29 protein-coding genes are annotated in these 26138 nt (G+C 71.7%); 6 read left to right on the forward strand and 23 right to left on the reverse strand.

All coding sequences use genetic code 11. The annotated features are described in order from the left end of the window. Positions 1–19: 19 nt before the first annotated feature. The 10 genes from ABT369_RS42710 to ABT369_RS42755 all read right to left on the reverse strand — a co-directional run bounded on the left by ABT369_RS42710 (position 20) and on the right by ABT369_RS42755 (position 10764). Positions 20–823: a metallophosphoesterase family protein gene (locus ABT369_RS42710; protein ID WP_350621538.1), complete on the reverse strand. Its 804-nt coding sequence runs from the start codon at positions 821–823 to the stop codon at positions 20–22. Next, on the reverse strand, positions 820–1692 hold the full coding sequence (locus ABT369_RS42715; RefSeq protein ID WP_350621540.1) for a diacylglycerol/lipid kinase family protein: 873 nt from the start codon (positions 1690–1692) through the stop codon (positions 820–822). Before ABT369_RS42715 ends, ABT369_RS42710 begins: the two co-directional genes overlap by 4 nt. Before the next feature lie 131 nt (positions 1693–1823). Continuing rightward, positions 1824–2996 (reverse strand): Na+/H+ antiporter NhaA, encoded by a 1173-nt coding sequence (nhaA, locus tag ABT369_RS42720; protein ID WP_350621542.1) that lies wholly within the window; start codon positions 2994–2996, stop codon positions 1824–1826. Between the two features lie 131 nt (positions 2997–3127). Then, on the reverse strand, positions 3128–4306 hold the full coding sequence (locus ABT369_RS42725; protein WP_350621544.1) for a PQQ-binding-like beta-propeller repeat protein: 1179 nt from the start codon (positions 4304–4306) through the stop codon (positions 3128–3130). A 278-nt stretch (positions 4307–4584) separates the two neighbouring features. Further along, positions 4585–5535: a class I mannose-6-phosphate isomerase gene (locus tag ABT369_RS42730; RefSeq protein ID WP_350621546.1), complete on the reverse strand. Its 951-nt coding sequence runs from the start codon at positions 5533–5535 to the stop codon at positions 4585–4587. Further along, positions 5532–6728: an ADP-dependent glucokinase/phosphofructokinase gene (locus ABT369_RS42735; protein WP_350621548.1), complete on the reverse strand. Its 1197-nt coding sequence runs from the start codon at positions 6726–6728 to the stop codon at positions 5532–5534. The genes ABT369_RS42730 and ABT369_RS42735 overlap by 4 nt, the downstream gene beginning before the upstream one ends. A gap of 1 nt (position 6729) precedes the next feature. Next, positions 6730–7593: a ketose-bisphosphate aldolase gene (locus ABT369_RS42740; protein WP_350621550.1), complete on the reverse strand. Its 864-nt coding sequence runs from the start codon at positions 7591–7593 to the stop codon at positions 6730–6732. A gap of 33 nt (positions 7594–7626) precedes the next feature. After that, positions 7627–8472: a carbohydrate ABC transporter permease gene (locus ABT369_RS42745; protein WP_350621552.1), complete on the reverse strand. Its 846-nt coding sequence runs from the start codon at positions 8470–8472 to the stop codon at positions 7627–7629. Between the two features lie 5 nt (positions 8473–8477). Continuing rightward, on the reverse strand, positions 8478–9410 hold the full coding sequence (locus ABT369_RS42750) for a carbohydrate ABC transporter permease (RefSeq protein WP_350621554.1): 933 nt from the start codon (positions 9408–9410) through the stop codon (positions 8478–8480). Between the two features lie 64 nt (positions 9411–9474). Next, entirely contained in the window at positions 9475–10764 is a 1290-nt protein-coding gene (locus tag ABT369_RS42755) for an ABC transporter substrate-binding protein (RefSeq protein WP_350621555.1), read from the reverse strand. A gap of 296 nt (positions 10765–11060) precedes the next feature. Between ABT369_RS42755 and ABT369_RS42760 the strand changes: the two genes are divergently transcribed. Beyond that, positions 11061–11888 carry a DeoR/GlpR family DNA-binding transcription regulator gene (locus ABT369_RS42760; protein WP_350621558.1) on the forward strand — a complete coding sequence of 276 codons (828 nt, stop codon included), beginning with the start codon at positions 11061–11063 and terminating at the stop codon, positions 11886–11888. 200 nt (positions 11889–12088) lie between these two features. On the opposite strand, the gene ABT369_RS42765 is transcribed toward ABT369_RS42760, so the two are convergent. Both ABT369_RS42765 and ABT369_RS42770 read right to left on the reverse strand, forming a co-directional pair. Further along, positions 12089–12301 carry a tautomerase family protein gene (locus ABT369_RS42765; protein ID WP_350621560.1) on the reverse strand — a complete coding sequence of 71 codons (213 nt, stop codon included), beginning with the start codon at positions 12299–12301 and terminating at the stop codon, positions 12089–12091. 18 nt (positions 12302–12319) lie between these two features. Further along, positions 12320–13063, reverse strand: a complete 744-nt coding sequence (locus ABT369_RS42770) for an SDR family oxidoreductase (RefSeq protein WP_350621562.1) — start codon at positions 13061–13063, stop codon at positions 12320–12322. 101 nt (positions 13064–13164) lie between these two features. Between ABT369_RS42770 and ABT369_RS42775 the strand changes: the two genes are divergently transcribed. Beyond that, positions 13165–14013, forward strand: coding sequence for an MmyB family transcriptional regulator (locus tag ABT369_RS42775; RefSeq protein WP_350621563.1), 849 nt, complete (start codon positions 13165–13167; stop codon positions 14011–14013). A gap of 27 nt (positions 14014–14040) precedes the next feature. Here ABT369_RS42775 and ABT369_RS42780 read toward each other — a convergent pair whose 3' ends face one another. Both ABT369_RS42780 and ABT369_RS42785 read right to left on the reverse strand, forming a co-directional pair. After that, positions 14041–15273, reverse strand: a complete 1233-nt coding sequence (locus tag ABT369_RS42780; RefSeq protein WP_350621565.1) for a YncE family protein — start codon at positions 15271–15273, stop codon at positions 14041–14043. Continuing rightward, positions 15270–16031 (reverse strand): polysaccharide deacetylase family protein, encoded by a 762-nt coding sequence (locus ABT369_RS42785; protein ID WP_350621568.1) that lies wholly within the window; start codon positions 16029–16031, stop codon positions 15270–15272. Before ABT369_RS42785 ends, ABT369_RS42780 begins: the two co-directional genes overlap by 4 nt. Before the next feature lie 116 nt (positions 16032–16147). On the opposite strand from ABT369_RS42785, the gene ABT369_RS42790 reads away from it, so the two are divergent. Further along, positions 16148–16522 carry a hypothetical protein gene (locus ABT369_RS42790; RefSeq protein ID WP_350621570.1) on the forward strand — a complete coding sequence of 125 codons (375 nt, stop codon included), beginning with the start codon at positions 16148–16150 and terminating at the stop codon, positions 16520–16522. Between the two features lie 59 nt (positions 16523–16581). Here the strand turns inward: ABT369_RS42790 and ABT369_RS42795 are convergent, their stop codons facing one another. Further along, entirely contained in the window at positions 16582–17952 is a 1371-nt protein-coding gene (locus tag ABT369_RS42795) for a hypothetical protein (RefSeq protein WP_350621572.1), read from the reverse strand. A 39-nt stretch (positions 17953–17991) separates the two neighbouring features. Continuing rightward, positions 17992–18801, reverse strand: coding sequence for a hypothetical protein (locus tag ABT369_RS42800; protein WP_350621574.1), 810 nt, complete (start codon positions 18799–18801; stop codon positions 17992–17994). Positions 18802–19115: 314 nt separating this feature from the next. Here ABT369_RS42800 and ABT369_RS42805 point away from each other — a divergent pair, with 314 nt between their 5' ends. The 3 genes from ABT369_RS42805 to ABT369_RS42815 are packed head-to-tail and all read left to right on the forward strand — an operon-like array spanning position 19116 to position 20177. Next, positions 19116–19433, forward strand: coding sequence for an ArsR/SmtB family transcription factor (locus ABT369_RS42805; protein WP_350621576.1), 318 nt, complete (start codon positions 19116–19118; stop codon positions 19431–19433). Between the two features lies 1 nt (position 19434). Continuing rightward, positions 19435–19908, forward strand: a complete 474-nt coding sequence (locus tag ABT369_RS42810; protein WP_350621579.1) for an SRPBCC family protein — start codon at positions 19435–19437, stop codon at positions 19906–19908. Beyond that, entirely contained in the window at positions 19905–20177 is a 273-nt protein-coding gene (locus tag ABT369_RS42815) for a YciI family protein (RefSeq protein ID WP_350621582.1), read from the forward strand. Before ABT369_RS42810 ends, ABT369_RS42815 begins: the two co-directional genes overlap by 4 nt. A gap of 7 nt (positions 20178–20184) precedes the next feature. Here ABT369_RS42815 and ABT369_RS42820 read toward each other — a convergent pair whose 3' ends face one another. From ABT369_RS42820 to ABT369_RS42850, 7 genes are read right to left on the reverse strand one after another with little or no spacing between them, the layout of a single operon-like run. After that, the gene (locus ABT369_RS42820; protein WP_350621585.1) at positions 20185–21249 is read right to left on the reverse strand and encodes a methyl-accepting chemotaxis protein; all 1065 of its coding nucleotides are present in this window, start codon (positions 21247–21249) and stop codon (positions 20185–20187) included. Between the two features lie 36 nt (positions 21250–21285). Then, positions 21286–21657: a response regulator gene (locus ABT369_RS42825; RefSeq protein WP_350621587.1), complete on the reverse strand. Its 372-nt coding sequence runs from the start codon at positions 21655–21657 to the stop codon at positions 21286–21288. Further along, complete coding sequence (locus ABT369_RS42830; protein ID WP_502891892.1) at positions 21635–21925, reverse strand: hypothetical protein; 291 nt, start codon at positions 21923–21925, stop codon at positions 21635–21637. Before ABT369_RS42830 ends, ABT369_RS42825 begins: the two co-directional genes overlap by 23 nt. Next, on the reverse strand, positions 21906–24254 hold the full coding sequence (locus tag ABT369_RS42835) for a chemotaxis protein CheA (RefSeq protein ID WP_350621589.1): 2349 nt from the start codon (positions 24252–24254) through the stop codon (positions 21906–21908). The genes ABT369_RS42830 and ABT369_RS42835 overlap by 20 nt, the downstream gene beginning before the upstream one ends. Next, positions 24251–24652: a response regulator gene (locus ABT369_RS42840; RefSeq protein ID WP_350621591.1), complete on the reverse strand. Its 402-nt coding sequence runs from the start codon at positions 24650–24652 to the stop codon at positions 24251–24253. Before ABT369_RS42840 ends, ABT369_RS42835 begins: the two co-directional genes overlap by 4 nt. Next, positions 24649–25524 carry a CheR family methyltransferase gene (locus ABT369_RS42845; RefSeq protein ID WP_350621593.1) on the reverse strand — a complete coding sequence of 292 codons (876 nt, stop codon included), beginning with the start codon at positions 25522–25524 and terminating at the stop codon, positions 24649–24651. Before ABT369_RS42845 ends, ABT369_RS42840 begins: the two co-directional genes overlap by 4 nt. Next, positions 25521–26132, reverse strand: a complete 612-nt coding sequence (locus ABT369_RS42850; RefSeq protein WP_350621595.1) for a HEAT repeat domain-containing protein — start codon at positions 26130–26132, stop codon at positions 25521–25523. Before ABT369_RS42850 ends, ABT369_RS42845 begins: the two co-directional genes overlap by 4 nt. Positions 26133–26138: the final 6 nt, after the last annotated feature.

Raw genomic sequence — 26138 nt, forward strand, 5'->3', positions numbered from 1 at the left:
CCGCGACGACCTTACCCGATCATGAGCCGGCGGCACTCCATTCGCGGCCGTCCCGGACGTACGTGGCGCTCTCGCGGGTGGCGAAGCGGCGGCCGTCCCAGCGGCGGTTCGCCACCGTGAGGCGGTCGCCGTCCGACTCGATCAGGTTGTACGAGTTCGGCTCGCCCTTGAGCCGGTTGGACACCGCCGTGCCCGATTGCGCCACGACCAGGCCGTCGACGAGCCCGGAGTACGCCAGGTGGATGTGGCCGCCGAGCAGCAGATCGGCACGGCGGCGCAGGCGGCGCAACGCCGGGGCCGAGCGCCCGACGAGCCCGCGGCGCCGGCCCGGCCCGGTCAGCAGGAACGGGTGGTGCGTGAGCACGACGCGCAGCGCGTCCTCGGGGGCGGCGTCGAACGCGGCGAGGATCGCGGCCACCTGGGCCCGGTTGATCCGGCCGCGAGACCAGTCGGTGTGCGGGGTCCACGCGCGGGCGGTGTTCACCCCGACGGCGACCAGACCCGGCGCGGTGTGCGTCACGGCACCGTGCGGGTCGGTGCCGATGTGCGAACGCCAGCGTCGCCACGGCCGCGTGAACCGGGACCACACCCGCCATCCGGGCAGGTCATGATTTCCCGGTACCACCAGTGACGGCGCCGGCAGCGCGTCCAGGAACGCGCGGGCCGCCTCGAACTGGGCCGCCCGGGCCGTCTGCGTCAGGTCGCCGCAGACCGCCACCAGCGTCGGTGCGACCTCGCGCAGCTCGCCGAGCAGCCGGGCGACGACGTCGGGCACGTCGCGGCCGAAGTGCAGGTCGGAGATCTGCGCGATGCGCACGGTCACGGGGCGAGCACCGCCAGCGCGCGCGGCCGGATCTCGTAGCGCAGCGGCACGCCGAGCTGCGCGATCTCGCCGTCGCTCATGACGCTCAGGTACCGCAGCGCCGACGTCCGGATCCGCACGCTCGTGCCCTCGTACGCGCGAATGCGCGCGTCGCGCTGCCAGCTGCCGTCGAACAGCCGGGCGGCGACCGTGAGCAGGTCCCAGCGGGTGCGGTCGTGCGTGACGTAGACGGCGAGCGTCCCGGCGTCGAGCCGGTCGCGGCCGGGCAGCGGCGCCGGCCCGGCGGCCAGGGGGTTGCACGACACGACGACCGCGCGCGTGCGGGCCTGGTGCTCCTGCCCGTCGACCACGATGGTGAGCCGCATGCGCGGGTACCGCCGCAGGATGCGCAGCCCGTTGCGGAGCAGCCCGAGCCGCCCGCGCGCGGAGCTGCGTGCACGTTCGCGCAGCCGGCCGATGTGCGGCATGAGCGCCAGCATCGAGCTGCACAGGAAGATCTGGTCGTTCACGGTCGCCACGTCGATCCACGCGACGGAACCGGACAGCAGGGCGTCCACGGCCTCGTCGAGATCGTTCGGTACGCCGAGATCGCGCGCCAGCACGTTCATCGTCCCGCCCGGCACGATGCCCAGCGGGACCTCGCTGCCGAGCATGCGCTCGGCCACCGCCCGCACGGACCCGTCCCCGCCGGCGACGAGCAGCGCGTCGGGGCCGGCGGCGAGCAGTTCGCGCACGTCGGTGGTGAGCGAGTCCGGGTCGAACGCGCGGAACTGCGCCTTCACGCCCCGGCGTTCGAACAACCGCGCGAGCCGGTCCCGGTCCAGTTGCGCACCCGAGCGCGCGTTGTACACCACGCAGACGTGATCCACAGAGCCGAGTCTATGGGCCGAACAGCGTCTCCGCGCGCTGAGCGGCGCCGAGCACGACGGCGGCGCCGAGCCCGACGGTCGTCTCCGCGATCCCGAGCGCGGGCCACTCGACGACCACGGCCCAGTCTGCATCAGGCCCGGTCCGGAATCGCCGGGCGGCGGCGCAGCACCACGACGGCGACGGCCGCCGACACGCACGAGCCGGCCAGCACCGCCAGCCGGGCCTGCTCACCGGCGGGCGTCCCAGCGCCGAAGGCCAGCTCGGCGATGAGCAGCGACACGGTGAACCCGATCCCGGACAACAAGCCGGCCGCGACCAGATCCCGCCGGGCGAGGCCGCCCGGCGGGACGGCCCCGGTGAGCCGGCGGGTCAGCCAGGTCGCGGCCAGCACCCCGACCGGCTTGCCGAGCACCAGCCCGGCCAGCACCCCGAGCGCGACCGGGCTGCGGACCGCGGCACCGAGCGAGGCGGCGCCGGAAAGCGATACACCCGCCGCGAAGAACGCGAAGACCGGCACCGCGAACCCGGCCGACACCGGCCGCAGCCGATGCTCCAGGGCCTCGCCGCGGTGGACCGGCACCAGGAAGGCCAGCAGCACCCCGGCGACCGTGGCGTGCACGCCCGAGGCGTGCACGAGCAGCCAGACCGCGAGCGCGAGCGGCGCGAGCAGCCACCCGTCCCACCGGCCGCCGCGGCGCGCGACCCAGCCGAACGCGGCGAGCGGGACGAGCGCGGCCAGCAGCGGCAGCACCGCGAGGTGGGCCGTGTAGAACACGGCGATCACACCGATGGCGAGCAGGTCGTCGACCACGGCGAGCGTCAGCAGGAACGTCCGCAGTCCCGCCGGCGCCCGGGACCCGGCCACGGCGAGCACGGCCAGGGCGAACGCGATGTCGGTCGCCGTCGGCACCGCCCAGCCGCGCCCGTCACCGGGGCCCGCGGTGTTCACCAGCACGTACAGCAGCGCCGGCACCACCATCCCGCCGACCGCCGCGGCCACCGGCAGGACGGCCCGCCGCACCTCGCGCAGCTCACCGGCCACCAGCTCGCGCTTGAGCTCCAGCCCGGCCACGAAGAAGAACAGCGCCAGCAGCCCGTCCGCCGCCCAGGCCGCGAGCGTCAGGTCGAGATGCCAGGCGGCCGGTCCGATCCGCAGGGCGCCGAGGCGCTCGTACGCCGCCGACCAGGGTGAGTTCGCCCAGCCGAGCGCCACCACGGCCGCGGCGAGCAGCAGCACCCCGCCGACGGTCTCGGCGCGCAGAATCTCGGCGATGCGCCGCGACGGCGCCCAACGCATGGTCATGCCGGTCATGAAGCTCCTCGAGTCGTCGACTGCACATCGCCGACCAGACTTCCCGGCACACCGGTGGCAAGCGTCGCCGCCGGCTATGACGAACAGCCCGAGGAGCCATGACGAAACCGTGACAACCCGGCCTACCCGAACACGGCGACCCGCTTCTGCACAATGCCGCCGATGGTCGTGAACTCCCCGCCCGCGGTGACGGTGCCGGTGAGCGGCCTGGCGGCCAGGCTGCGCACCCCGACGATGCCGTTGGCCTGCGGCGCCCAGCTCGTGAGCTGGCCGGAGGAGCTGATCGCGGCGAGCTTGACCCGCTTCACCGAGCGGTCGCTGCACACGCCGCGCGCCTGGTTGCGCGTGGTCGTGCAGGCCGAGTCGAAGTGCCCGCCGACGTACGTGATCCCGTCGAGGACCGCGACCGCCTGCGCGTCGCCGTCGAAGACCCGCTGCCAGCGCTGGGCGCCGGCGAGCGTGTACGCCGCGGCGCGGCCGCCCTGCCCGCCCATCGCGACCGCGACCAGCGCCGTGGAGCCGGACTCGGTGCCGTCGCTGGCGGCGACGGCGAGCACGATCGCCGGAGGGTTGGGGCGGAACCCGCGGTCGAGCTTCCCGGTGGCCGGATCGAGCGCGGCCAGGCGCAGCGCGGACTGCCCGTTGACGCGGTGGAAGCCGCCGCCGGCGTACACCCGGCCGCTCGTGACGGCGATCCCGGTGACGGCGTCGTCGCTGCCCGCGGCCCACCCGGCGTCGAGGGCGCCGTCGGCGAGCGTGAACGCCGCCAGGTTCGCATGCTTGACCCCGTCGACGGTGGAGAAGTTTCCGCCGACGTACAGCCTGTCGTGCCCGGACGCGAGCGTCGCCACCTGCCCGGCGACGCGGTGCTGGAACGCGGTGACCGTGCCGTTCTCGGCATCGAGCCCGGCGAGCCGCGAGCGGGCCGCGCCGCCGACGGTGCCGAACTCCCCCGCCACGTAGACGGTGCTGCCGGCCACGGCGAGCGCCCGGACCGTGGCGTCGGCGGCCGGCGCCCAGCCGAGCAGCGCTCCGGTGCGGGCGTCGAACGCGGCCAGGCGCTGGCGGGGCACGCGGTGGCCGTCGACGACCGCGGCGGTGAAGGCGCCGCCGACGTACACGGTCGTGCCGCGGTAGGCGACGGCGTAGACGGGCCCGTCAAACGAGGGCGCCGGGAGCGCCGTGCCGGAGACCATCGCCGCGGCGGCGGGGACCGCGCACAACACGGCGAGCACCCCGGCGAGGATCGACACTCGCCGCCAACGCGACACCGCGTTCCGGGCTAATCGGACGAAAGGCATGCGGGCGACCATAGCGGCCGCACCTCACCCGGCGCGCCGGACAATCCATCGATCGATGCCGTAACTTCTCAACCCTGACCGATCGACCGATCCCGCACGCATGGCAGCACCGGCGCCCCCGCAACGCCCGCCCCAGGACTGTCGTTGCATCGGCGAACAGTCAGCCTGGCGCGAGGAGGCAGAACTCGTTGCCTTCCGGGTCGGCGAGGACCGTCCACGGGCTCGATAGCGGCCGGGCCCGGGGTCCCGGTGGTCGCGCAGCGACGATAGGCGCGGCGTCAGGCGGACGCCGCGAGGCGGATGGCCTCGACCGGGCCCTCCAGCAGGAGTGGGCCGGCGGCGTAGGGCACCAGCAGCGTGTCTCCTCGCCGCACCGGCAGGTCGTCCTGCTCGCCGGTCAGCCTGCCCTCGCCGGAGACCACGACCAGCACGCTGAAGCCTTGTGCCACGCGGTCGCCGCCGCGCAGGCGGCGGGCGGCGAAGAACTCGTCCGCGGCCTCGGGCAGGAGCCGGGTCGCGGTGCCGCGGAGCCCGTCGAGGCGCGACGGCGTCCAGGCGCCGCGGTCGACGCACTGCAGGGCCAGGTCGTAGCCGAGGCCGAGGTGGCCGTCGGCGGTGCCGAAGCCCTCGTACTCCAGCAGGACCGAGAAGTCGGTCGGCTCCTGGACCTCGACCAGCAGGATGCCGTCGCCGATCGCGTGCGGCACGCCGGCCGGGCAGAGGATCGCGTCGCCGGTCGCGACCGGGACCTTGTTGGTGGCGGCGAGCATCTCCTCGGTCTTCTGCCCCCGCACCCAGCCGGCCAGCTCGGCGGCATCCACGTCGCGGGCGAAGCCCAGGTGGACGTAGGCGTCGGGTCGCGCGGAGACGATCACCCAGGCCTCGGTCTTGCCGTAGGGCGTGGCGAGGTGCGCGTTGGCGAAGCTGCGGTCCGGGTGCACGTGCAGCGGCAGCCGCTGGCCCGCGTCGAGCAGCTTCACCAGCACGCCGGTGTCGGCGCGCTGCGGGCCGAGCCACCAGCGCGGGTCCGCGGCGATGGCCTCGGCCAGAAGGCGGCCGTCGGCGAGGGTGGAGAGCCCGGACGGGGCGAGCCCGAACCGGCTGGTCACCGAGCCCACCCAGTCCTCGGGGCGGTCGGGCAGCGCCGGCACGTTGCGGAACTCGGCGATGCGGCCGGCGCCGCGGTAGAACGTCTCGGGCTGGTTGGCGAGCAGTGTCTCGACGGTCATCGGTGTCCCTTCAGAGCCAGCTCGGCGAGGAAGCCGCCGACGAACGTGTCGCCGAGTCCGACGGTGGTGGGGTTCTGGACGTCGAGCTCGAAGCCGGGAACGCAGTCGACGACCTCGCCCATCCGCGCGCGCAGCGCCGCCGCGAAGACGACGGACTCGGGCCGCCGCGGCCGCCGGCGCAGGCGCTCGACGTCCTCGTCGGTGAAGTCGTCGCCGTGGCAGTAGCGGGTGGCGGCCATGAGCGTGCCGTTGTCGAGGGCGCCGGCGTACTCGCCGGGGCCGAGCGCCAGGGCCCAGTACTTCGTGTGCAGTACCAGCGTAGGCACCGAGATGAGCCTGTGCACCGCAGTGAGCGCATCCGCGACGTCCTCGGCCGAAAGCAGGTCGACCTGGCGCCCGAGGTACGACTGCAGCTCGTCCTCGTTCATGCCGTACACGTCGATCTCGGGCAGCAGCGCCTCCCGGACCCGGCGGCTGAAGGCGGGCTCATGGTATGCCGCGTCCTCGAAGTACGTCACCGCACCGGGCGGCAGCCGCCGCATGTGCTCCTTGAGGGAGGCGAGCCGCTCGTCGAGCTCCGCCTCGTCGCGCATGGCGTTGAACCCGGAGATCAGGAAGACCTCCGCCCGGCCCAGCCGGTCGCCGAGACCATCGGTGAGCAGCATGGTGCTGTTCGCCGGGTCGTTGACGTAGATCAGGCGGTTGGGGAACGGCGCGACGATGTCGATGTCGTTCGCCCGGACCCGCAGGCCCTTGTCGTACTGCACGATCAGGTGCGGATAGAAGGTGTCTCCGCTGCCGCTGGTGATGTATTCGCTGTCCGCCGGCAGCAGCCGGCGGAAGGTGTCGTTGACGCTGACCAGGTGCAGCGTCGACGGCACACCGAGCCGGCTCATCAGGATCCCGGCTCGCACCGAGGTGCCGCCCAGGGTCTCCCGATGCGGAAACCTGTTCGCGAAGGCCGACAGCGCCGGGGCGGAGGCGACGAAGTGCTCGCCGCCCGCGCCCCGGGCCACGTATCCGAGGATCGACACCAGGAGGTCCCGCTCACTGGTCACGGCGGCCGGCGACGTCAGTTCCGCGGCGACGAGGCCGTACTCGGCGACTAGCTCTTCCAGGACGCCGGCGGTCAGCTTCAACTCGTAGTCGACGCAACCGCCGAGGCCCAGGACTACACGGGACGCGTCTGCCATGTCAGTAGAGCGAGGCCTTGCCGGCGGCGCCGAACAGCTCGATCTTCTGGGCGGCGACGACCTTCATGGCGTCGATGCACGCGGGCTGGATGGCGTTCGGCTCGCGCACCTTCTTGTCGCTGCCCAGCACCTCGCGCATCTTGTCGTGGTAGGCGACCTTGATGTCGGTGGAGATGTTGATCTTGTTGATGCCGATCCGCGCGGCCTCGCGGATCTCGTCGTCCGGGTTGCCCGAGCCGCCGTGCAGCACCAACGGGATCCCGACCTTGCTCTTGATCTCCTTGAGCAGGTCGAGCTTCAGCTCCGGCTTGAGGTGGGCCGGGTACATACCGTGGAACGTGCCGATCGCCACGGCGAGGCTGTCCACGCCGGTCTGCGCGACGAACGTGACCGCGTCGTCCGGGTCGGTGTAGATGATCTCGGCGGCGCCGCCCTCGGCGTAGGCGTCGTTCCCGCCGATCGTGCCGAGCTCGCCCTCCACAGACACGCCGATGACGTGCGCGGAGTCGGTCACCTTCTTGGTGATCGCGATGTTCTCCTCGAACGGCTTCAGCGAGGCGTCGATCATCACGGACGTGAAGCCGTACTGGACCGCCTGCAGGACCTGCTCGTAGGTGGCGCCGTGGTCCCAGTGGATCGCGATCGGGACGCTGGAGTTGTGCGACCGCTCGATGATGCCCGCGATCATCTCGCGGCCGATGTGCCGAACCTCGTCGGGGTGGATCCCGACGATAAGGGGGGCGTTGGTCTCCTCGCTGATCTCCACGATGCCCCGGAACATCGCCCAGTCGCTGATATTGAAAGCGGGCACGGCGAAGCTGTGCTCGTTGGCGACGTCCAGGATCGCCTTGCCGGTGGTCAGCATGTTCTGTCTTTCTCCTTTTGCGTTGCCGGTGTTTCAGGCCTTGACGGCGCCGGCGGTGAGCCCGCCGATGAACCGCCGCTGGAACAGCAGGAAGAGGACGAGCACCGGAATCGACCCGAGGATGCTCATCGCCATCATCTGGTTCCACTCGTACGAGTGCTGGCCCATGAGCATCTGGATGCCGATCGGCACGGTGCGCATGTTGTCCGTGCGGGTCAGCGTGAGCGCGAACAGATACTCGTTCCACGAGATCATGAACGTGTAGACGCCGACCGCGATCAGGCCGGGCACCGAGATCGGCACCAGGATCCGCCAGAGCGCGGTCCAGCTGGTGCCGCCGTCGACCTTGACGGACTCGTCCAGCGCCCGGGGCATCGTGTTGAAATACGCCGTGATCATGATGATCGCGTACGGCAGCGTGAACACCATGTGCGTGAGGATCAGGCCGGGATACGTGTTGTACAGGCCGAGCCCGACGACGAGCCCGAAGTACGGAATGACGAGCGTGATCGGCGGCACGGCCTGGACGCTCACGATCACGGCGTTGATGGTCTTCTGGAACGGGAACGAGTAGCGGCTGAACGCGAACCCGGCCAGGAGGGCCACCAGCAGCGTCAGGATGGTCACCGCGAAGGCGACGATGTAGCTGTTGAGGAAGAAGCGCAGCTGAGCGCCGTTGCCCAGAATCTCCCGGTAGGCGTCGAGCGAGAAGCTCTTGGTGATCAGCTGCGGCGGATTCTGGAACACCTCACCGTTGCTCTTGAACGAGGTCGAGAGCATCCACAGGACCGGCAGACCGGCGAACAGCCCGCCGAGGACGAGCCCGACGATGACGCCGGCCTTGGCGAGGGTGCGACGGGTCTTGACGTTCATGGCCATGCGTCTCACCGCTCCCTTTGCTGGCGCACATAAAAGAAGGCCAGGACCATCGTCAGCAACAGCACGATCACGGCGGCGGCGGACGCGGTCGAGAACTCGTACTCGCTGAAGGCCTGCTTGTAGGTGTAGGTGCTGAGCATCTCGGTGGCGTGCAGCGGCCCGCCGCCGGTCATCATCCAGATCAGCGCGAACTGCTGGGACGTCCAGATCAGGTCGAGCACCGCCATGCTGATGATCACCGGCCGCAGCTGCGGCAGCGTCACGTGCACGAAGCGCTGCCACCAGTTGGTCCCGTCCACGGCGGCCGCCTCGTAGAGCTCGCCGGGGATGCCCTGCAGCCCGGCGAGCAGGCTGATCATGAAGAACGGGTAGCCGGACCAGACGTTGACGAAGGTGACCGCCCAGAGCGCCTTGGTCGGGCTGCCGAGCCAGTCCACGCCGTGCTGGATGACGCCCAGCGTGTGCAGCACGTAGTTGATCACGCCGGACGGGTCGAGCAGCAGCCGCCAGATGACGGCGATCACCGCGATCGTGAACAGCCAGGGCAGGATGTAGACGATCCGGAAGATGGCCTTGGTGACGCCGCCCAGCAGCTGGGTGTTGAGCATCATCGCGAAGCCCAGGCCGAGGACCAGGTGGGCCACGGCGCTGACGGTGATGAAGATGGCGGTGTTCTTCAGCGCCGTCAGGAAGTCCGGGTCGGTGAGCACCTTGGTGTAGTTGGCGAACCCGGTGAGCACCGAGTCGTCCTGAATGATCACGTTGTCCCGGAACGAGTAACTGATCACCATGACGATGGGGACCACCATCAAAACCACGATCAACAGCGCCGTGGGAGTCAGATAGCCGTACGGGATCAGGCGCCGGGCCATCGCGGAGCGCTTCCGGCCGGGCGAGACCTGCCCCTTGCTGGGCGCCGCAGTTTTCGGTGCCGTCATGGATGTCATCGCTGTCTCCTAGAACAGGCGCCGCGCCGGCGGACCGGCGCGGCGCCCGGGCGGGCTACTCGATCACCGAGGACCAGGACTGCTGCGACTTGTTCAGCGCCTCGTCGACCGTCGACTTGCCGGTCAGCACGAGCTGGAGCTGCTCGTCGAAGGTGCGCATCAGGTCTTCGGACTTGGGCAGGCCGACGAACTCGTTGGCCGGGTAGCCCTGCTGGTAGATGTCGAAGGCCGTCTTGAACATCGGGTCACTGTTGCTGAAGTCGGGCGTGGCGTTCTTGTTGCCCGGGAAACCGTTCGCGATCGTGCTCAGCTTCGCGTTGGTCTCCTTGCTCATCAGGTACGAGACGAACTTGAACGCCTCGGCCTTGTGCTTGGTGGAGTTGGAGATGCCGATGCCCCACGAGGCGTACGGGATGCCGCGCTTGCCGGTGTAGCCGTCCTCGGCCGGCAGGGCCGCAACCTCGAACTTCAGGTCCGGCTTGTTCTTCTTGATCAGGTTGATGTGCGCGAGCGAGTCGATCATCATGCCGACCTGGCCGTTGGTGAACTTCTCGACCTTGTCCTGCTCTTTCATGGTGAGCGAGCCCGGGGCGATGACGCCCGCGTCGTTCAGGCTCTTCACGTAGTTGACCGTGCTCTTGACCTGCGCGCTGGTCAGATCGGGCTTCCCGTCCTTGAGCATGCTGCCGCCGGAGGCCCAGAGCCAGGACATGACGTCGTTCTGGATGCCGTTGGGCACGGCCGTGTCGAGCGGGAGCGCCCAGCCCTTCACGTCGCCGCCGGTCGCGCTGATCTTCTTCGCGGCGTCGAGGAACTCGGTGCGCGTGGCGGGCACGGTGGCGACGCCGGCCTTGGCCAGCAAGTCCTTGTTGACGAAGAGCGGGTAGACGAAGTTGACCACCGGGATCATGTAGGTCTTGCCCTTGACCTGCACCTGGCTGGCGAGCTGACTGGCGTCGTAGCTCGAGTCCGACATCAGCTTCGACATGTCGGCGATCGCGCCCTGCTTGGCGAAGTCGTTGACCCAGGCGCCGTCCAGGCCCACGACGTCGGGGAGGGTCTTGGACGCGGCGCCGGTGATCAGCTGCTGCTTCGTCGAGGCGTACGGAGCGCTCAGCAGCTTGATGTGGATGTTCGGGTTCTGCGCCGTGAAGTCATTGATGATCTTGTCGAACTCACCGGACGGAAGCTCGGCCCCCCACCACTGGGCGAACTCCAGCGTCACGTTGCCACCCGAGGCGGTGTCGCTCGAGTTGCTCGAGCCACACGCCCCCACGAACGCCACCAGCGCGGCCGCCGTCACCGCTCCTAACGCCCGCTTCAGCCGGGATGTGCGTAACACCATGGCGCGCTCCTCCTATATCGAGTTCCTTCTGTTCTATGCCGCGTTGGCGTCACGTTAGCAGCGTGTTACAGATCAGGACAAGAGAAGAACCGCAGGAAGCTGCGAACTATGGCAGACTATTGCGCCATGAGGCAGAATCTGGCACTCGGCAACCGCGCTCCTGGCTGCACTTTCCCCAGCCACCACCAGGGTTTGGCCGGATCTGCCCGTCCTTGCACGTCTTCGCGGGTCCGTGCGCGGATGTCCTCAGTAGACCCGCAGATGTGGCATACTCCCGCACTGACGAGGGGGGAACTGTGAGCGTTGGCAAGGACGAGCGGCAGCGTCATCTACCTGCGGGGCGCAAGGCTCAGCTGGCCGCGTACGTCGCCGACGCGGGTCAGGTCACGGTGGGCGAGCTGGCCGAGCGCTTCGGCGTCTCCATTGACACCGTGCGGCGCGATCTCGACCAGCTGTCTGCCGACGGGATCCTCGTGCGCACGTACGGCGGCGCCGTCAGCCTGTCCACGGTCTCGCGCGTCGACCGCACCGTCGACCAGCGGCTCACCGTGCAGGAGCAGGAGAAGGAGAAGATCGCGGCGCTGGCCGCGGCGCTGGTCCAGGACGGCTCGACCATCATGATCAACGGCGGGACGACGACGCTCGCGCTCGCCCGCAACCTCGTCCAGCACCGCGACCTGACGGTGGCGACGAACAACCTGCTGGTGCCGGGTGCGCTCCCGTCCACGGCGATCCGCGACATCTACGTCTTCGGCGGCGCGGTGCGCGCGCTCACCCTCGCCACGATCGGCCCCGTCAGCTTCCGCGCGACCGCCGGCGCCGAGCTGGACATCAGCTGCGATCTGGCGCTGATCGGCGTCGGCGCGGTCGCCGCCGACGCCGGCTACACGACAAGCAACCTCGCCGAGGCCGCGATGATGCAGGAGATGATCTCCCGCGCGGCCCGCGTGGCGATTCTCGCCGACTCCTCCAAGTTCGGCCGCCGCCTGTTCGCCCAGGTGTCGGAGCTCGCGGCCGCCGATTACCTGATCACCGACACCGCGCCGCCGTCCGACCTGCGGGACGCCCTCAAGGCGAACGGCGTGGAGGTGCTGACCCCGGCCAAGGCCCTAGCTCCAAGGTAGGCGCGAGCGCTCCTGCCAGTACTGCGCGGCGGGCATCGTCAGGTCGTTCCACAGGGCCAGGTCCGCGGCGATCATGACCGGGCGTTTGCGTCACCGGTGGCGGGTCGGCGGTGGACCGAATCACGATCACGCACTGTCGCAGAGCTTCGGGGGCCGCGGCCGTCACCAGCGGCCGGACGCCGTCGGCGAGCGCGATTGGATCAGGACGCGTCGCCGTTGATCATTGCCGCGGTCAGGACGCGGCCGCCGATGCCCCAGCCGCCGTCGGGCACCTCGTCGACGAGGATCAGGGTGTTCGGGCGGGCGATCTCGCCGTACAGCTGGACGTACAGGTCCGTCGCGGTGTTCACGATGTGCTGCTTCTGCTCGTCGGACAACGTGCCCGCCGGCACCTTGAAGTTCGCGAATGGCATGACGAATTCCCTTCAGAGCTAGACGATGCCGCCGTTGGCGCGGATGGTCTGGCCGTTGACCCAGTGGCCGGCCGGCGAGGCCAGGAACGCCACGACGGCGGCGATGTCCTCGGGCGTGCCGAGGCGCTCCAGCGGCGGCTGCTGGGCGAGGCGCTGGATCGTGGCCTCGTCCTTGCCGTCGAGGAACAGGGCGGTCGCGGTCGGGCCGGGCGCGACGGTGTTCACGGTGACGTCGCGGCCGCGCAGCTCCCGGGCCAGGATCAGCGTCATCGCCTCGACGGCGCCCTTGGTCGCGGCGTATGGGCCGTACGACGGAAACTGCAGCCCGATGATGGACGTCGAGAACTGGATGATCGCGCCGCCGGGGCGGACGCGGCGCGCGGCCTGCTGGTCGACGACCACGGTGCCGCGGACGTTGGTGCGGTGCAGCCGGTCGAACTCGGCGAGGTCGAGCTCGGCGATGGTCTGCAGGTGCATGCGGCCGGCGGCGTGCACGACGACGTCCACGCCGCCGAAGTCCGCCTCGGCCCGGTCGAACAGCGCGGCCACGGCGGTCTCGTCGGCGACGTCGGCCTGCACGGCGATCGCCTCGCCGCCGGCCGCCTCGATCTCCTTGACGGTCGTCGCGGCCTCGGCGTGGTTGCCGGCGTAGGCGACGACGATCTTCAGCCCGTCGGCGGCGAGGCGGACGGCCGCCGCCCGGCCGATGCCGCGGGAGCCGCCGGTGACGACGGCGACGCGGCCGGTTGTCGTAGTGGTCATGGGCACCACTGTGGGCGCCGGGCGGGCCGGGATACAGACGGCATCTACCGGGGGGACGCCATCCCCTGTCTCGCGGCCGGTCCGCGGGAGACACTGGAATCATGGACCTGGCTGAGCTGGGCGCGTTCCTCAGGTCGCGCCGTGATCGCATCCGCCCCGCCGACGTCGGGCTGCCGGCCGGGCCGCGGCGGCGGGTGCCCGGGCTGCGCCGCGACGAGGTGGCGCTGCTGGCCGGGGCCTCGGTGGAGTACTACATCGAGCTCGAACGCGGCGCCGGCGCCCAGCCCTCGGAGCAGATGCTCGCCGCCCTGGCGCGGGCGCTGCGGCTGACGATCGACGAGCGCGACCACCTGTACCACCTCGCCGGGCGCCCGATCCCGGTGCCGGGCGGCCCCGCCTCCCACGTGCACCCGGGCATGCTCGACCTGCTCGACCGGCTCACCACCACGCCCGCGCAGGTCATCACGGACCTGCACGTCACCCTCGTGCAGAACCGCCTCGCGACGGCGCTGCTGGGCGATCAGCTGCACTTCGAGGGCCCGAGCCGCAGCTTCGTGTTCCGGTGGTTCACGGATCCGGTTTCCCGGGAGTTGTACCCGCAGCAGGACCACGACTACCAGTCCCGCTCGTTCACCGCCGACCTGCGCGCGGCCGTGGCCCGGCGGGACAGCCGCGACCGGGAGGCCCAGGACCTGGTGGCCGCGCTGCTGGACCGCTCGCCCGAGTTCGCCGACCGGTGGCAGCAGCGGGAGGTCGCGGTGCGCCGCGACGAGCGCAAGCGGATCGTCCACGCCACGCTCGGCACCATCGAGGTCAACTGCCTGAACCTGTTCTCCGAGGACGGCCGCCAGCGCCTGCTGTGGTTCGCCCCGGCGGTCGGCACCGACGCCGCCGAGCAGCTCGAGCTCCTCGGCGTCGTCGGCCACCAGGACCTGCTCCCGCACGTCTGACCTCAGCGGTCCGCCGGACGGACGGGTTCAGCGCAGGATGCCGGTGTGGCCCAGGGAGTAGCGGCCGGGCTGGGGCCAGATGCACAGGCCGTGCGGCTGGGTGCCGACCTTGATCCGCGCCAGCAGGTGGCCGTCGGTGGTGGACATCGCGTAGACCTCGCCGTTGTACCGGCCCGACAGCCACAGCACGGTGCCGTCGGCCGACACGCCGCCCATGTCGGGGCTGCCCCCGCCCGGGATCTTCCACTTCGCGGCCAGCGTGCCGGTCGCGAAGTCCAGCAGCGAGACGGAGCCCTCGCCGCGGTTGGCGATGTAGAGGTACTTCGAGTCGCGGCTCACGTACAGCCCGTGCGCGCCGGCCCCGGTGGCCAGGAAGGTGCGCACCTTGAACTGGTCGCCGTCGAGGACCCACACGCCGGAGGTGTGCATGTCGGCGACATACCAGGTGCCGCCGTCCGGCGAGATCTTGACGTCCTGCGGCATGGCGTGGTCGCCGGGCAGGTGCAGCTGGCCGATGACCTCCTGCTTGGCGACGTCGACCTTGATCAGGTCGCCGGAGAACTCGCACGTGGCGATGAAGTAGCGGCCGTCCGGCGAGAAGTCGGCGTGGTTCACGCCCGAGCAGTTCACGGTCAGCTCGCGCACGATCGCCATCGTGTGCGGGTCGCGGAACACGATCTTGTGCCGCGCCTCGGACATGACCATCGCGTACTTGCCGTCCGGGGTGAAGTACAGGTTGTACGGGTCGTCGACCGGGATCGCCTTGCCGAACGTGCCCGTCGCCGGGTCGATCGGCACGAGCGAGTTGCCGGTGTTGTCGTTGACCCACAGGGTGCGCAGGTCCCACGACGGGACCACGTGCTGCGGGCCGCCGCCGACCTTGACGGTCTGGGTGACCTTGAACGTCGCCGGGTCGATGATCGACACGGTGTTGCTGCCGAGGTTGGGCACGTAGATGCGGGCTGGGTCGTTGCGGACCCGCTCGGCGAACGCGTTGGGGCGGTCGGCGGCGTAGACGTCGTGCGGGTCGAGCAGCGGCGGCATGCCCGGCAGGCCGGGGCCCGGGCTGGTGGCGGCGCTGCCGCTGGGCTGCGGGCCGCCGCTCATGCCCGGCATGCCGGCCATGTTGGCGGGGGCGTTGTCGTCGCCCGGGCCGGCCGGGTGCTCGTCCTGGCTGTTGGTCGAGGAGCAGGCGGCGACGAGGGCTCCGAGCAGTACCGAAACGGCGATGATGCGACCGGTGACGAGACGGGCGGTCATGCGAGCAGCTCCGTGGCCGTGACCGGGCGCAGGCCGCGTTCGCGCAGGCCGGCAAGGAGCTTCGGGATCGCGGTGACCGTGCCCGCGTGCCCGAAGTGCAGGCTGACGATCGAGCCGTTGCGCACGTTGTCGAGGGTGGCCCGCACGACCTTGTCCGCGCCGGGGTCCGTGTAGTCGAGGGAGTCGACGTCGTACGACAGGCAGGTGGCGTATCCCGCCCGCTCGGCCTGGGCCTGGATCCGCGGGGTGCTGTGCTGCGTCTGCGAGGGCCGGAACCAGCGCCCGATCGAGCCGCTGACCTCGCGCAGGGCCTCCGCGCAGCCGGAGATTTCGGCGTACGCCCGGTCGTCGCTCATCGCCTTGATGTCCGCGTGGTTCAGGGTGTGGTTGCCGAGCTCGTGGCCGTCGGCGAGCACCCGGCGGGCCAGCGCGGGCTGCTGGTGCACCCAGGCCCCGACGGCCAGGACGGTGACCTTGACGTGCTCGGCGGCCAGCGCGTCGAGCAGCCCGCCGACCACCCCCGGCTCCCCCTGCCCGTGAAACGTCAGCGCGACCGCGGGCACGTCCCGGGGCCCGCTGCCGACCTCGGCGGGCAGGGCCTTCGGCGACGGGCGGCCGGCGGCGCTCGGGGCCGGGCCGCTCGCGCTCCCCCGGCCGCTGGGCCCCGGGGCCGGCGCCGCCGCCGGGCCGGGGTCGGGGCCGCCGCAGCCGCTCAGGGCCGCGGCGCCGGCCGCGAGCAGGAGGGTCCGCCGATCCATGCGGATGGTCCTTTCGCCACGTGACGTCGTCTTCGGACGACCGGCCACATGGTGCCCGGCGGAACCTGAGAACCAGCCGAATGCCCGGCGGCGGGGCCCGGGTAGGCTTCCCCGCCGTGCCGGCAAGCAAGAGCTCCATCACCGAGGTGCCGTACGACGAGCGCGGGAACCTCCTGTTCTACGTCGACGAGCGGTTCGGCTACTCATACCTCGACGGCGAGTACAGCGTGCCGTACACCATGCGCCCGAACGACCCGTTCCGCGCGACGCTGACCGTGGACTCGATGCGGACCGGGCGGTCCGCGAAGTACCTGATCTGGCGGGACGAGCACGGGCACCACTACCCGATGTTCATCTCCGATCTCACGGCGATGCTGCCGCTGGTGACGGTGCGGCTCGGCGAGGTCTCCGGCACCTGGATCGTGCGCAAGAAGGGCCAGAACTACGGCATCGCGCTCGACGCCGGCCGCACCGGGTCGCCGACTCGGTGAGCCGGCCCGGCGGTCAGCCGCCGAGCCTTCGCTGGTGGCGAAGCTAGACCCGATACATCTCACGTGGTTCCCGTGTACGTCATGTCGATCGGCTGTTGCCGGGTGGCCGCGAGGGCCTCGAACTCCGCTCGTTCCGCCTCGGTGACAGGCACGCCGAGATGCGCCAGCCAGCTCCGCAGCCCGGACATCACGTCCCCGGTCCGGCCGTCGTCGAGCTCGGAGCGCAGGCTCGCGAGCAGCGCGGCCGGTAGCCGGTCGGCCAGGCGGTCCAGCAGGTCGTGCATCCGCCGGATCAGGGCGTCGCGGGCCTCGATCCGCTCCGTCGTCCCGGCGGCCACCCGGGCCGGGTCGGGCAGCTCCGGGTAGGGGCCGAGTCCGGCGCGGCGCCGGGCCGTGGCGAGGACCGCCTCGACGTCGGCGCGGGCCAGGGCGACCCGGTCGGTGGCGGCCAGGATGTCCGCGAGCGGCCGGTCGAGGCGGATCCGGAGCTTGTTGCCGCCGCGGCGGGCGGTCACACCGGCGGCGCCTTGCGCGATCAGGTCGTAGGAGATCTCGAGGACATCGTCCGGCGCGGCGGACCACCACGCCGTCCACTGCGGCCCGCGCAGCTCGTCGGTGAGCAGGTACAGGGCCGTCGAGTACGTCTCGGGTACGGCATCGTCGGAGTACCCGCCGATGACGCTGATCCGCGGCACCGACTCCGGCGAGTTGGCGCCCTCGGCGCGGACGGTCAGCGCGGGCGGCTCCTCGACCGTGGTCGAGTGCCACCGCTCGCCGGGGTTGATCTCGACGGTGCCGCCGTCCCGCCAGCGCAGGGTGCGCGCGACCTGCCGGAAGGTGCGCTCCGATCCGGGCGTCACGATCTCGGCGGAGGTGCCGACCAGGGTGCCGTCCGGGACTCGCCGGATCTCCACGACGACCCGGCCGAGCCCGTCGTCGGTAATGGTGCCGACGGGCCGGGCGGTGTACCGGCGCCCGGGAGCGGTCTTCGCCGTCCCGGTCCACCGGAATCGCAGGTCGTGCGCCACGACGTGCGCCCGGGCGGCCGCGAACGCCGCCGGGTCCCAGCCGCGTGCCTCCGCCATGCGCAGCGCCGCCGCGTGCATGACGTCGAGCACGAGGGCGGCCCGGGCCGTGCTCGACAACGCCGCCACCCCGTCGGGCAGGGTCACGCCGGCCATCTCGAAACCGTCCATCGGCTCGGTGAACACGGTCACCAGCACCTCGCCACGGCCGGGTTCGTGCGGGAAGCAGTGCAGCCGCAGCTGCGGGTGGCGCGCCCGGACCCCGCCCGGTCGGATGCCCTCGCTGTAGAGCTCGCCGATCGTGCGGGCGCTGCGCACGAAGGCGTCCTCGTCAGGGTCCTCGGTCCACGGCGCGTCCACGAAACCCGTCTGCGGCCAGAACTCGACCGTGCGCAACGTCGCCACGGTTGCCAGTCAACCGCAGCGCGGCGGGGCGTGCGCCCGCTATCCGGCGAACTGCGACAGGAACGACGCCGGGGCGGCCTGGGTCTCGTTCGCGGCCGGCTTGGCGATCTTCACGGCCTTGCCGAAGTCGCTGAAGGTCGTCGACGACGTCACGGGCGGCACCTGGCGGCCCACGGCCGGGGTCTTGAACGACAGCGTGGCCAGGTAGCCGTCCTTGACGGTCGCCTCGAAGGGCACGGACTTCGCGGCGTCGCCCATCTGCTTGACCATCTCGCTCGTCAGCGTCGGGAGCGGGTGCTTGGTCAGGTCGAACGTGCCCTTGTACGCGTCCGTCCCGGTCCGCTCGGCCGACACGATCGCGTCGGCGAAGCCCTTCACGTTGGCCGGGTCCTCCGGGTTGCCCAGGCCGAGCTTGGCCAGCGAGGTCTTCGCCCCGTCGACGTGCATCCACTTCTTCGGGTCGACGTTCGGCACCTGGCGGCTGATCTTCACGTAGACGTCGGTGCCGACGATGATGACCTCGGCGTTGGTCTGCAGCTCGGCCGACGTCACCGTCATCTTCGCGGTGTGGGACTTCTTCGACGGGTCGGTCGAGCCGGTCAGCTTGCTGCCCGCGTTGCCGGGGGTCTGGATCGACGTCGTGTAGCCAGCCGGGCCGCCCGCGAGCTTGTTGAACGCGTCGGTCAGCGCGGTGCGCGGGTCCTTCGCGTTCTCGGCCGCCGCGTTGGCGCTCGCCGCGGGAGTGCCGCCCTTGTCGCTCTTGTCGGCCTTGTCGTCGCTGCAGGCCGCGGTGAACGCGAGCGAGCTGGACACGAGAACCGCGAGCAGCACCCGACGGCTGGCATTCATGTTCGTATTCCTCCAGGCGGGCGGCTCCCTGTCGCCCCCCGGCGAGGGTAACGGTGTCACGCTACACCGCACCGCCGGGTGCACCCCCGAGGTCGAAGCGGCAGCCGTGACTGGCCTTTCGGCCTAGGTGACCTGGGCCGCTGGTCGACGCCGCCCGAGGGCGGTGGCGGGATTCGAGCCCGCGTCTCCCCGTTAGCAGCGGAAGTAACGGTTGCCTGCGCACCGGGTGTGCAGGCACATCGTGCCCCGGCCGGGCGCCCGGACGCAACGGGGTTTGACGGGCCGACTTGGTAAGTGGTAGCTTACCGTTCGCCATGACGAACATAACGGCGATGCTCACCGCGCTCGGCGACCCGATGCGCCAGTCGATCCTCGACCGGCTCTCGCACGGGCCGATGCCGGTCGGGCAGCTCGCGGACGCGCTGCCGATCAGCCGCCCCGCGGTGTCCCAGCACCTCAGGGTGCTCAAGGACGTCGGGCTCGTGCTCGACCGGCAGGAGGGCACGCGACGGCTGTACCAGGCCGACCCCGAGGGCCTCGCGCTGCTGCGGGCGCATCTGGACGGCGTGTGGGTGCGGGCCCTGCAGGCGTTCGGCGACCGGCTCGCCATCGAGGAGGAGGAGGAGCACTGACATGCTGCGGACCGTCCAGCCCATCCGGCGCGAGATCGTCGTCGGCGTCAGCGCCCAGCGGGCGTTCGAGGTGTTCACGGCGGACATGACCTCCTGGTGGCCGGCCCGGCACCACATCGGGTCGGCGCCGATCGAGGAGGTCGTCATCGAGCCGCGGGTCGGCGGCCGCTGGTACACGAGACACCAGGACGGCTCGCAGACGTCGACCGGCGTCGTCACGGCGTGGGAGCCGCCCGGCCGGTTCGAGGTGACCTGGCAGATCGGGGCCGACTGGAAGTACCACGACGACCTCGTGACGACGATCGAGGTCTTGTTCGTGGCCGAGGCCGAACGGCAGACCCGGGTCCGGCTCGAGCACCGCGGCCTCGAGGCCTACGGCGCCGACGCGGCCGCGATGCGCGCGACGTTCGAGGAGCCGGGCGCCTGGACCGGCACGCTGGATGCCTACGCGGCGCGGCTGGGGGTGGCGGCGTGAAGTACGTCGTGCTCTACACCTCGGCGCCGGACGTGGCCGCCACGGCGCCCGCGCACTTCCCGGCGCACAAGCAGCGCCTCGACGCCTTCCACGCGCGCGGCGACCTGCTCATGGTCGGCACGTTCGGCGACCCGCAGGCCCAGGGCTCGATGGCCGTCTTCCGCACGCGCGAGAGCGCCGAGGAGTTCGTGGCCGGCGACCCGTTCGTGGTGCACGGTGTGGTCGCCGCCTACGAGATCCGCGACTGGCACGAGATCCTGACGCCGTAACGGCGGCTCAGAACAGCTCGATCGCGGCGGGTGCCGCCGCCGCGTCGTGTGCGACGCCGCCCACCGCGGCGCCGTGCGTCGAGCGCTGCTGGGCCATGACGTGCCGGTGCCGCAGGTCGTCGACGTCGACGACGTGGCCGAGCACCTCCTGCGCGGGCAGTTCGTCGTTGAGGTACCGGTGCACGTCGTCGGCGGCCCGCCGCACGTCGGCCACGGCCCCGACCACGTGCTCGATCATCTGGCGGCTGATGTCCTGGAACTGCACGTGGCCCACGGCGCCGGTGGTCTCGGCGGTCAGCGCGTCGGAGCTGTAGCGGACCTGGTCGGCGGCCTGCACGGTGTCGTTGAGGGCCTGCTCCATCATGGCGGCGACGCCCCGCTGCGCCGCGGCGATCTCGGCCAGGCGGCGGGCGATGGCGCTCGTCGCTCCGGTGTTCTCGGCCGGCGCGTCGGCGACCCGGTCGAAGCCGCTGTCGTCCTCCAGCACCGCGTCGAGCCGGGCGGTGAGGTCGGAGAGGCTCACCCCGATGCCGCCGGCCGCCCCCGCGGAGCGCTCGGCCAGCTTGCGGACCTCGTCGGCGACGACGGCGAAGCCCTGACCGGCCTCGCCGGCGCGCACCGCCTCGATCATGGCGTTGAGGGCGAGGATGTTCGTGGCCCGCGCGACCTCCTCGATGGCCACGACGTGGCTGCGCAGGTCGCGCATCTGCTCGACGAGCTGGCGCACCTGGCGGTCGCGCTCGATGAAGTACCGCACGAGCCGGTCGACCAGCCGGGCGTTGGCCTCACCGGCCTCGCCGACCTGGCGCCGGGTCAGTTCCAGCGCCTCGGCCAGGCCGCCGACCTTGCCGGCCGTCTGCTCGGCCAGATCGTCGACGCGCACCAGCTGCGCGACGATCGACTCGGCGGCCTCGGCGGTGTGGCCGACGACGTCGTCGAGGTGGGCGTTGATCACGTCGCAGTACGCCGACAGCGGCGCCAGCGCGGTGCCGGCGACGTGCCGGACTTCGTGGTCGCCGGCGCGGTCGTCGGCGGGGCGCCTGGCGATGAGCCGGTCCCGCAGCGATGTCACGTGAGCACTCCCTTGGCGGACGTCATTCCGGCCCGGTCATGAGCCGGGCACGACCTGCTTGATGACCCCGAGCAGCTGGTCCGGGGCGACCGGCTTGACCAGCCAGCCGGTGGCCCCGGCGGTCTTCGCCTCGGCCCGCTTGGCCTGCTCCGACTCGGTGGTGAGCATGAGGATCGGCGTGAAGCGCAGGCCGGCCGCCTTGCGCGCCTCACGGGTGAAGGAGATGCCGTCCATGTGCGGCATGTTGACATCGCTGATGATGAGGTTGGGGCGCAGGCCGGTGTTGAGCTTGTCCAGCGCCTCGCGGCCGTGGCCGGCGGTCTCGACCTGGTAGCCGGCCTTGGTCAGGATGGTCTTGAGGCTCATCAGCATGGTGGCGGAGTCGTCAACCAGCATCACGGTCGTCATCGTGGGTCTCCTCGGTGGCGGCGAAGGATTTGTGCGGGCTCAGCACCGGCAGGAGCTGGGTAGCGAGGAACGTGTCCACCGGTGTCGCGCTTATCTTCGGCCGGAACGCGAGGATCGCCTGAAAAGCCGCGGTATGCAGATGGTTGCAGTTGCGCAGGTTGACCCGGGCCCGGGGCGTGCGCCGCAGCCAGGAGACGAACTCCTCCACCTCCTCGACCGTCACCGCCGCGCTGAGCACGGCGGTGCGCTCATGCAACTCGAGCACCAAGGCTGAGCACCTCCTTGAGGTTCAGTACCAGCAGCACCAGCCCGTCGCCGAGCAGCGCGGTCCCGACGAAGTGCGCGGCGCCGCCGAGCAGCCCCTCCATCGGCTTGAGGATGACGTCGACCTCGCGGTGGAAGCGCTCGACGAGCAGGCCGGCCCTGTCGCCGCCGACGTTGACGACGAGCACCCCCCGGTCGCCCTCGGGCTCGTGCTCCCAGGGCAGGCCGAGGGCGTCGGCGAGGTCCACGACCGGCACGACCTCGTCGCGCAGTACGACCACGTCCTGGTGCAGCACCCGGCCGACGTCGGCGGCCGGCACCCGGACGGTCTCCACGACGAGGTCGACCGGCACCCCGAAGCGCTGCCCGGCGACGCTGATCACCATGACCTGGGTGACGGCCATCGACAGGGGCAGCCGCAGCCGGGTGACGGTGCCCGACCCCGGCTGCGAGCGCATCGTCACCGTCCCGCCGAGCCGCTCGACGCTGGCGCGCACAGCGTCCATCCCGACCCCGCGGCCGGACAGGTCGGAGACCTCGTCGGCGGTGGAGAAGCCCGGCTGGAAGATCAGGTTCACGGCGTCGCCGTCCGGCATGACGTCCAGCTGCTCCTCGCCGATGAGCCCGCGCTCGTACGCCTTCTGCCGGATGCGCGCGGGGTCGATGCCGCGGCCGTCGTCGGCGACCTCCACCACGACGGCGTCTCCGTCGGCGACGGCGGACAGCGTGATGCAGGCCTGGGGCGGCTTGCCCGCGAGCGTGCGCTCGTCGGGCGGCTCGATGCCGTGGTCGAGGCTGTTGCGCACCAGGTGTACCAACGGGTCGCCCAGGGCCTCGATGACGTCCTTGTCGGCCATCGTGTCCTCGCCCTCGGTGACGAGCTCGATGCGCTTGCCGAGGCGCCGGCCGAGGTCGCGCACGAGCCGCGGGAACCGGGAGAAGGACACCGACAACGGGAGCATCCGGACGTCCATGACGGCCGCCTGCAGCTCCTCGGCGATGCGGTGCAGTCCGGCGTACTGGTCCTTGATCCGCCGGCCGAGAGCCCGGCTGCCGAACTCCTCCTCGGCCGACTCGGCGAGGTACGTCAGACCGTTCTTGGCCACGTTGAGCTCGCCGACGAGCTCCATGAGCCGGTCGACCTTCGCCTGGTCGACTTTGAGCACCCGGGAGCCGACGGGGCCGGCCTCTTGCTCGGCCGCGCGCCGGTCCGGCTCCCCCACGCGCCGCTCGGCCGGGACGGGGCGCTCGTCGCCACCGCCCGGCGCGGCCGTCGGCCGGAGCCGGTCGACGAGCCCGCGCACGATGGCGGCGAGCTCGGGGGCGCCGGCGTCGTCGAGGTCGACGGCGGCGCCGAGGGCCTGGGCCGCACCGGCGACCACCCGGGCGATCGACCGCAGGTGGGCGCCGGCCGGCGAGGGGCCGTCGGCGGGCACGAGGGCGGTCAGCGCGGCCTCGAGCACGCCCAGGGCGTCGGCGGCGGTCTCGGGGTGCTCGCCGGCGAGCGGTCCGGCCGGCCCGGCGGTCGCGGGCTCCCCCGGCGGTGGGGCCGGCGTGCGCAGCGCCGCCGCGTCCAGCTCGACGATCTCGACCTGCTCGGCGACGTAGTGCAGCACGTACTCGAGCTCGGCGACCGAGGCGCGGGTGGCCAGGACGAAGCCGAGCCGGCACGCGTACTCGTCGTACTCGTCCGGGACCGGCCAGGCGTCGGGGCGTACCACCGCCATGTGGGCCAGGGCCGGGATCTGCCGCACGAACAGCAGCGGGTCCTCGCCGCGGAAGAAGCAGCCCTCGTCGGGCTCGTAGCGCACGAAGCGCAGGGCCGCGGACGTGGTCTGCAGCCACTCGGTGAGCTCCGCGACGACCGGCGCCCCGAGCTCGGCCACCCACTCGGGCGCGTGGGCGGCGACCGTGGCGGCCCGGGCCGGCCCGGCGGCGGGCCCGGCGGGGCCGCCGATCGGCGCGCGCAGCCGCACGATGAGCACCGCGGCGTCGTCGCGGGCGGTGCCGGGCAGTTGCTCGGCGACGGTGACGTGGGTCAGCCAGCCGCGGATCAGGTCGAACGCGGCGAGCAGGTCGTCGGTCAGCGCGGAGTCCAGCGCCACGCGGCCGGCGCGGACCGCGTCGAGCAGGTCCTCGGCGGCGTGCGTGAGGGCGGTCAGCTCGGGGAACTCGAACAGGCCGGAGGAGCCCTTGAGGGTGTGGGCGGCCCGGAACACCTCGTTGATGCGCTGGGCGTCGCCCGGGTCCAGCTCCAGCTGCAGCAGGCCCTCACCGACCTGGTTGAGCAGGTCGTCGGCCTCGGCGAGGAACTGGGCGAGCAGTGGGTTCATCGCTCGCCCGCCTCGGCCGGCGCACCGGCGAGCATGGTGGCGACCCGCACCAGCCGTTCGGCGTCGACCGGCTTGACCAGGTAGAGGTTCGCCCCGGCGCGGTAGGCGCGCTCGGCGTCGCCGGGCCGGTCCTCGGTGCTGATCATGACGATCGGCGCGGAGGTGGTGACGGTGCCGCCCCGCAGCGCCTCGACGCAGGCGTAGCCGTCCATCCGGGGCATGTTGACGTCGACGAAGAACAGGTCGAACGGGTCGACCAGCGCTGCCTCCACGGCCTCGAGCCCGTTGGCGGCCTGCTCGACGCGGAAGCCGGCATCGAGCAAAAGCCGGCTGTGGTACATCCGGACCGTGGCGGCGTCGTCGACCACCAGCACGCGGGCCCCCTCGGTCTCGGTCATGGGCGGGCTCCAGTCGGTCGCTGGTAGGCGATGCCCTGCGGCAGTCGCTCGGGGACGAAGATCGGCGAGATGCGGCTCATCGACTCCGCGTGGCCCAGGAAGAGGTACCCGCCCGGGCGCATCACCCCGAAGAGGTTCTCGGCCGCCCGGCGGCTGGACAGCTCGTCGAAGTAGATGAGCACGTTGCGGCAGAACACCACGTCGAAGTCCATGAACTTGCGCATCGCCGGGGTCTCGCACACGTTCACCCGGTGGAACGTCACCGCGCCGCGGATTCCCTCGTCGATCTGGTAGCGCCCGGCCCCGGCGGCGTGGAAGTGCCGCTCGAGCCAGGGCTTGGGCACCCGCTGCAGCGATCGGGCGCCGTAGCTGCCGTGCCGGGCGCGGTCGAGCACGTCGCTGTCGATGTCCGCGGCGTGGATCTCCACGTCGACACGGTCGATCTGCGGCCACTCCTCCAGCAGGCGGATGGCGATGGAGTACGGCTCCTCGCCGGTCGAGCACGGCAGCGACAGGATCTTCACCGGACCGCTCGGCCGGCCCGCCCGGGTGTGCTCGGCCAGCACCCGCGGCAGCACCGGGTCGAGCAGCGCGTCGAACTGGTAGTCCTCGCGCAGGAAGTAGGTCTCGTTGACGGTGAGCTGATTGGTCAGCTCCTGCAGCAGCTGCGGCCGGTCGCCCACGCGCAGCGCGCCGAACCAGGCGCCGAAGGTGCCGTGGCCGGAGGCGCGCACGCAGGCCTCGATCCGCTTGTCCACGAAGTACCGCTTGCCCGGCGTGAACTGGATGCCGGTGCGCTTGTAGAAGTACTCCCGGAAGCGCTCGAACTCGGCGTCGCTGAGCCGGAACGGCTCCGTGGCCGTGCTGGTCATGTGCCGGCCTCTTGCAGGTCGGGCAGCGCGGCGTCGACGGTGAAGCGTAGGAACGGATCGTCCGGGAACCGGTCCCGGGCCGCGCGCAGCACGTCGGCGTGCTCGGGGCCGGCCATCGGCAGCAGGGCGTCGATCGCGGCGGCCACGACGTTGGGGTGGCGGTCGGCCGCGACAATCTCGGCGAGCCACTCGGCGGCGCCCGGGTGCGGCAGGTCGGCCAGGATCATCGCGGTCATGATGCGCACGTCGTGATCCGGGTCGGCCAGCAGCGTGGGCAGCAGCGCCGGCACCGAGGCCGGCATCGCGGCCAGCGCGCCGGCGACCGCGGTGCGCAGGGCCGCGTCGTCGCTGCGCAGGTGCGGGGCCAGCCCGGCCGCGACGTCGGCGTGGTCGAGCGCGGCGAGGGTTGTCAGCACGGCGTCGCGGACCGCGGGGTCGGGCTCGGCCGGGACCCGGGCCAGCAGCGCCGGCACCGCCTCGGCGTCGCCCTCCAGGTCGAGCGCGGCGCGGCGGCGGCGCTCCGGATCGGCGTCCTCGAGGCGCTGCCGCGCCGTGCCCTCCTCGGCCGGAGGCGGTGCGTCGGCGGCCTGGCGTCGTACCAGTCCCATGGTTGG

This window comes from Dactylosporangium sp. NPDC000244 (genome assembly GCF_040300725.1).
In the GTDB taxonomy this organism is placed as follows: Bacteria; Actinomycetota; Actinomycetes; order Mycobacteriales; family Micromonosporaceae; genus Dactylosporangium.

Excerpts from the sequence above, each read along its gene's own strand:
- nhaA (WP_350621542.1), bottom strand. The coding sequence starts at position 2,996 with ATGACCATGCGTTGGGCGCCGTCGCGGCGCATCGCCGAGATTCTGCGC.
- ABT369_RS42780 (WP_350621565.1), bottom strand. The coding sequence starts at position 15,273 with ATGACCGCCCGTCTCGTCACCGGTCGCATCATCGCCGTTTCGGTACTG.
- ABT369_RS42755 (WP_350621555.1), bottom strand. The coding sequence starts at position 10,764 with ATGGTGTTACGCACATCCCGGCTGAAGCGGGCGTTAGGAGCGGTGACG.
- ABT369_RS42800 (WP_350621574.1), bottom strand. The coding sequence starts at position 18,801 with ATGAATGCCAGCCGTCGGGTGCTGCTCGCGGTTCTCGTGTCCAGCTCG.
- ABT369_RS42840 (WP_350621591.1), bottom strand. The coding sequence starts at position 24,652 with ATGACCGAGACCGAGGGGGCCCGCGTGCTGGTGGTCGACGACGCCGCC.
- ABT369_RS42850 (WP_350621595.1), bottom strand. The coding sequence starts at position 26,132 with ATGGGACTGGTACGACGCCAGGCCGCCGACGCACCGCCTCCGGCCGAG.
- ABT369_RS42825 (WP_350621587.1), bottom strand. The coding sequence starts at position 21,657 with ATGACGACCGTGATGCTGGTTGACGACTCCGCCACCATGCTGATGAGC.
- ABT369_RS42785 (WP_350621568.1), bottom strand. The coding sequence starts at position 16,031 with ATGGATCGGCGGACCCTCCTGCTCGCGGCCGGCGCCGCGGCCCTGAGC.
- ABT369_RS42770 (WP_350621562.1), bottom strand. The coding sequence starts at position 13,063 with ATGACCACTACGACAACCGGCCGCGTCGCCGTCGTCACCGGCGGCTCC.
- ABT369_RS42740 (WP_350621550.1), bottom strand. The coding sequence starts at position 7,593 with ATGCTGACCACCGGCAAGGCGATCCTGGACGTCGCCAACGAGCACAGC.
- ABT369_RS42745 (WP_350621552.1), bottom strand. The coding sequence starts at position 8,472 with ATGGCCATGAACGTCAAGACCCGTCGCACCCTCGCCAAGGCCGGCGTC.
- ABT369_RS42805 (WP_350621576.1), top strand. The coding sequence starts at position 19,116 with ATGACGAACATAACGGCGATGCTCACCGCGCTCGGCGACCCGATGCGC.
- ABT369_RS42750 (WP_350621554.1), bottom strand. The coding sequence starts at position 9,410 with ATGACGGCACCGAAAACTGCGGCGCCCAGCAAGGGGCAGGTCTCGCCC.
- ABT369_RS42725 (WP_350621544.1), bottom strand. The coding sequence starts at position 4,306 with ATGCCTTTCGTCCGATTAGCCCGGAACGCGGTGTCGCGTTGGCGGCGA.
- ABT369_RS42735 (WP_350621548.1), bottom strand. The coding sequence starts at position 6,728 with ATGGCAGACGCGTCCCGTGTAGTCCTGGGCCTCGGCGGTTGCGTCGAC.
- ABT369_RS42775 (WP_350621563.1), top strand. The coding sequence starts at position 13,165 with ATGGACCTGGCTGAGCTGGGCGCGTTCCTCAGGTCGCGCCGTGATCGC.
- ABT369_RS42810 (WP_350621579.1), top strand. The coding sequence starts at position 19,435 with ATGCTGCGGACCGTCCAGCCCATCCGGCGCGAGATCGTCGTCGGCGTC.
- ABT369_RS42765 (WP_350621560.1), bottom strand. The coding sequence starts at position 12,301 with ATGCCATTCGCGAACTTCAAGGTGCCGGCGGGCACGTTGTCCGACGAG.
- ABT369_RS42835 (WP_350621589.1), bottom strand. The coding sequence starts at position 24,254 with ATGAACCCACTGCTCGCCCAGTTCCTCGCCGAGGCCGACGACCTGCTC.
- ABT369_RS42730 (WP_350621546.1), bottom strand. The coding sequence starts at position 5,535 with ATGACCGTCGAGACACTGCTCGCCAACCAGCCCGAGACGTTCTACCGC.
- ABT369_RS42845 (WP_350621593.1), bottom strand. The coding sequence starts at position 25,524 with ATGACCAGCACGGCCACGGAGCCGTTCCGGCTCAGCGACGCCGAGTTC.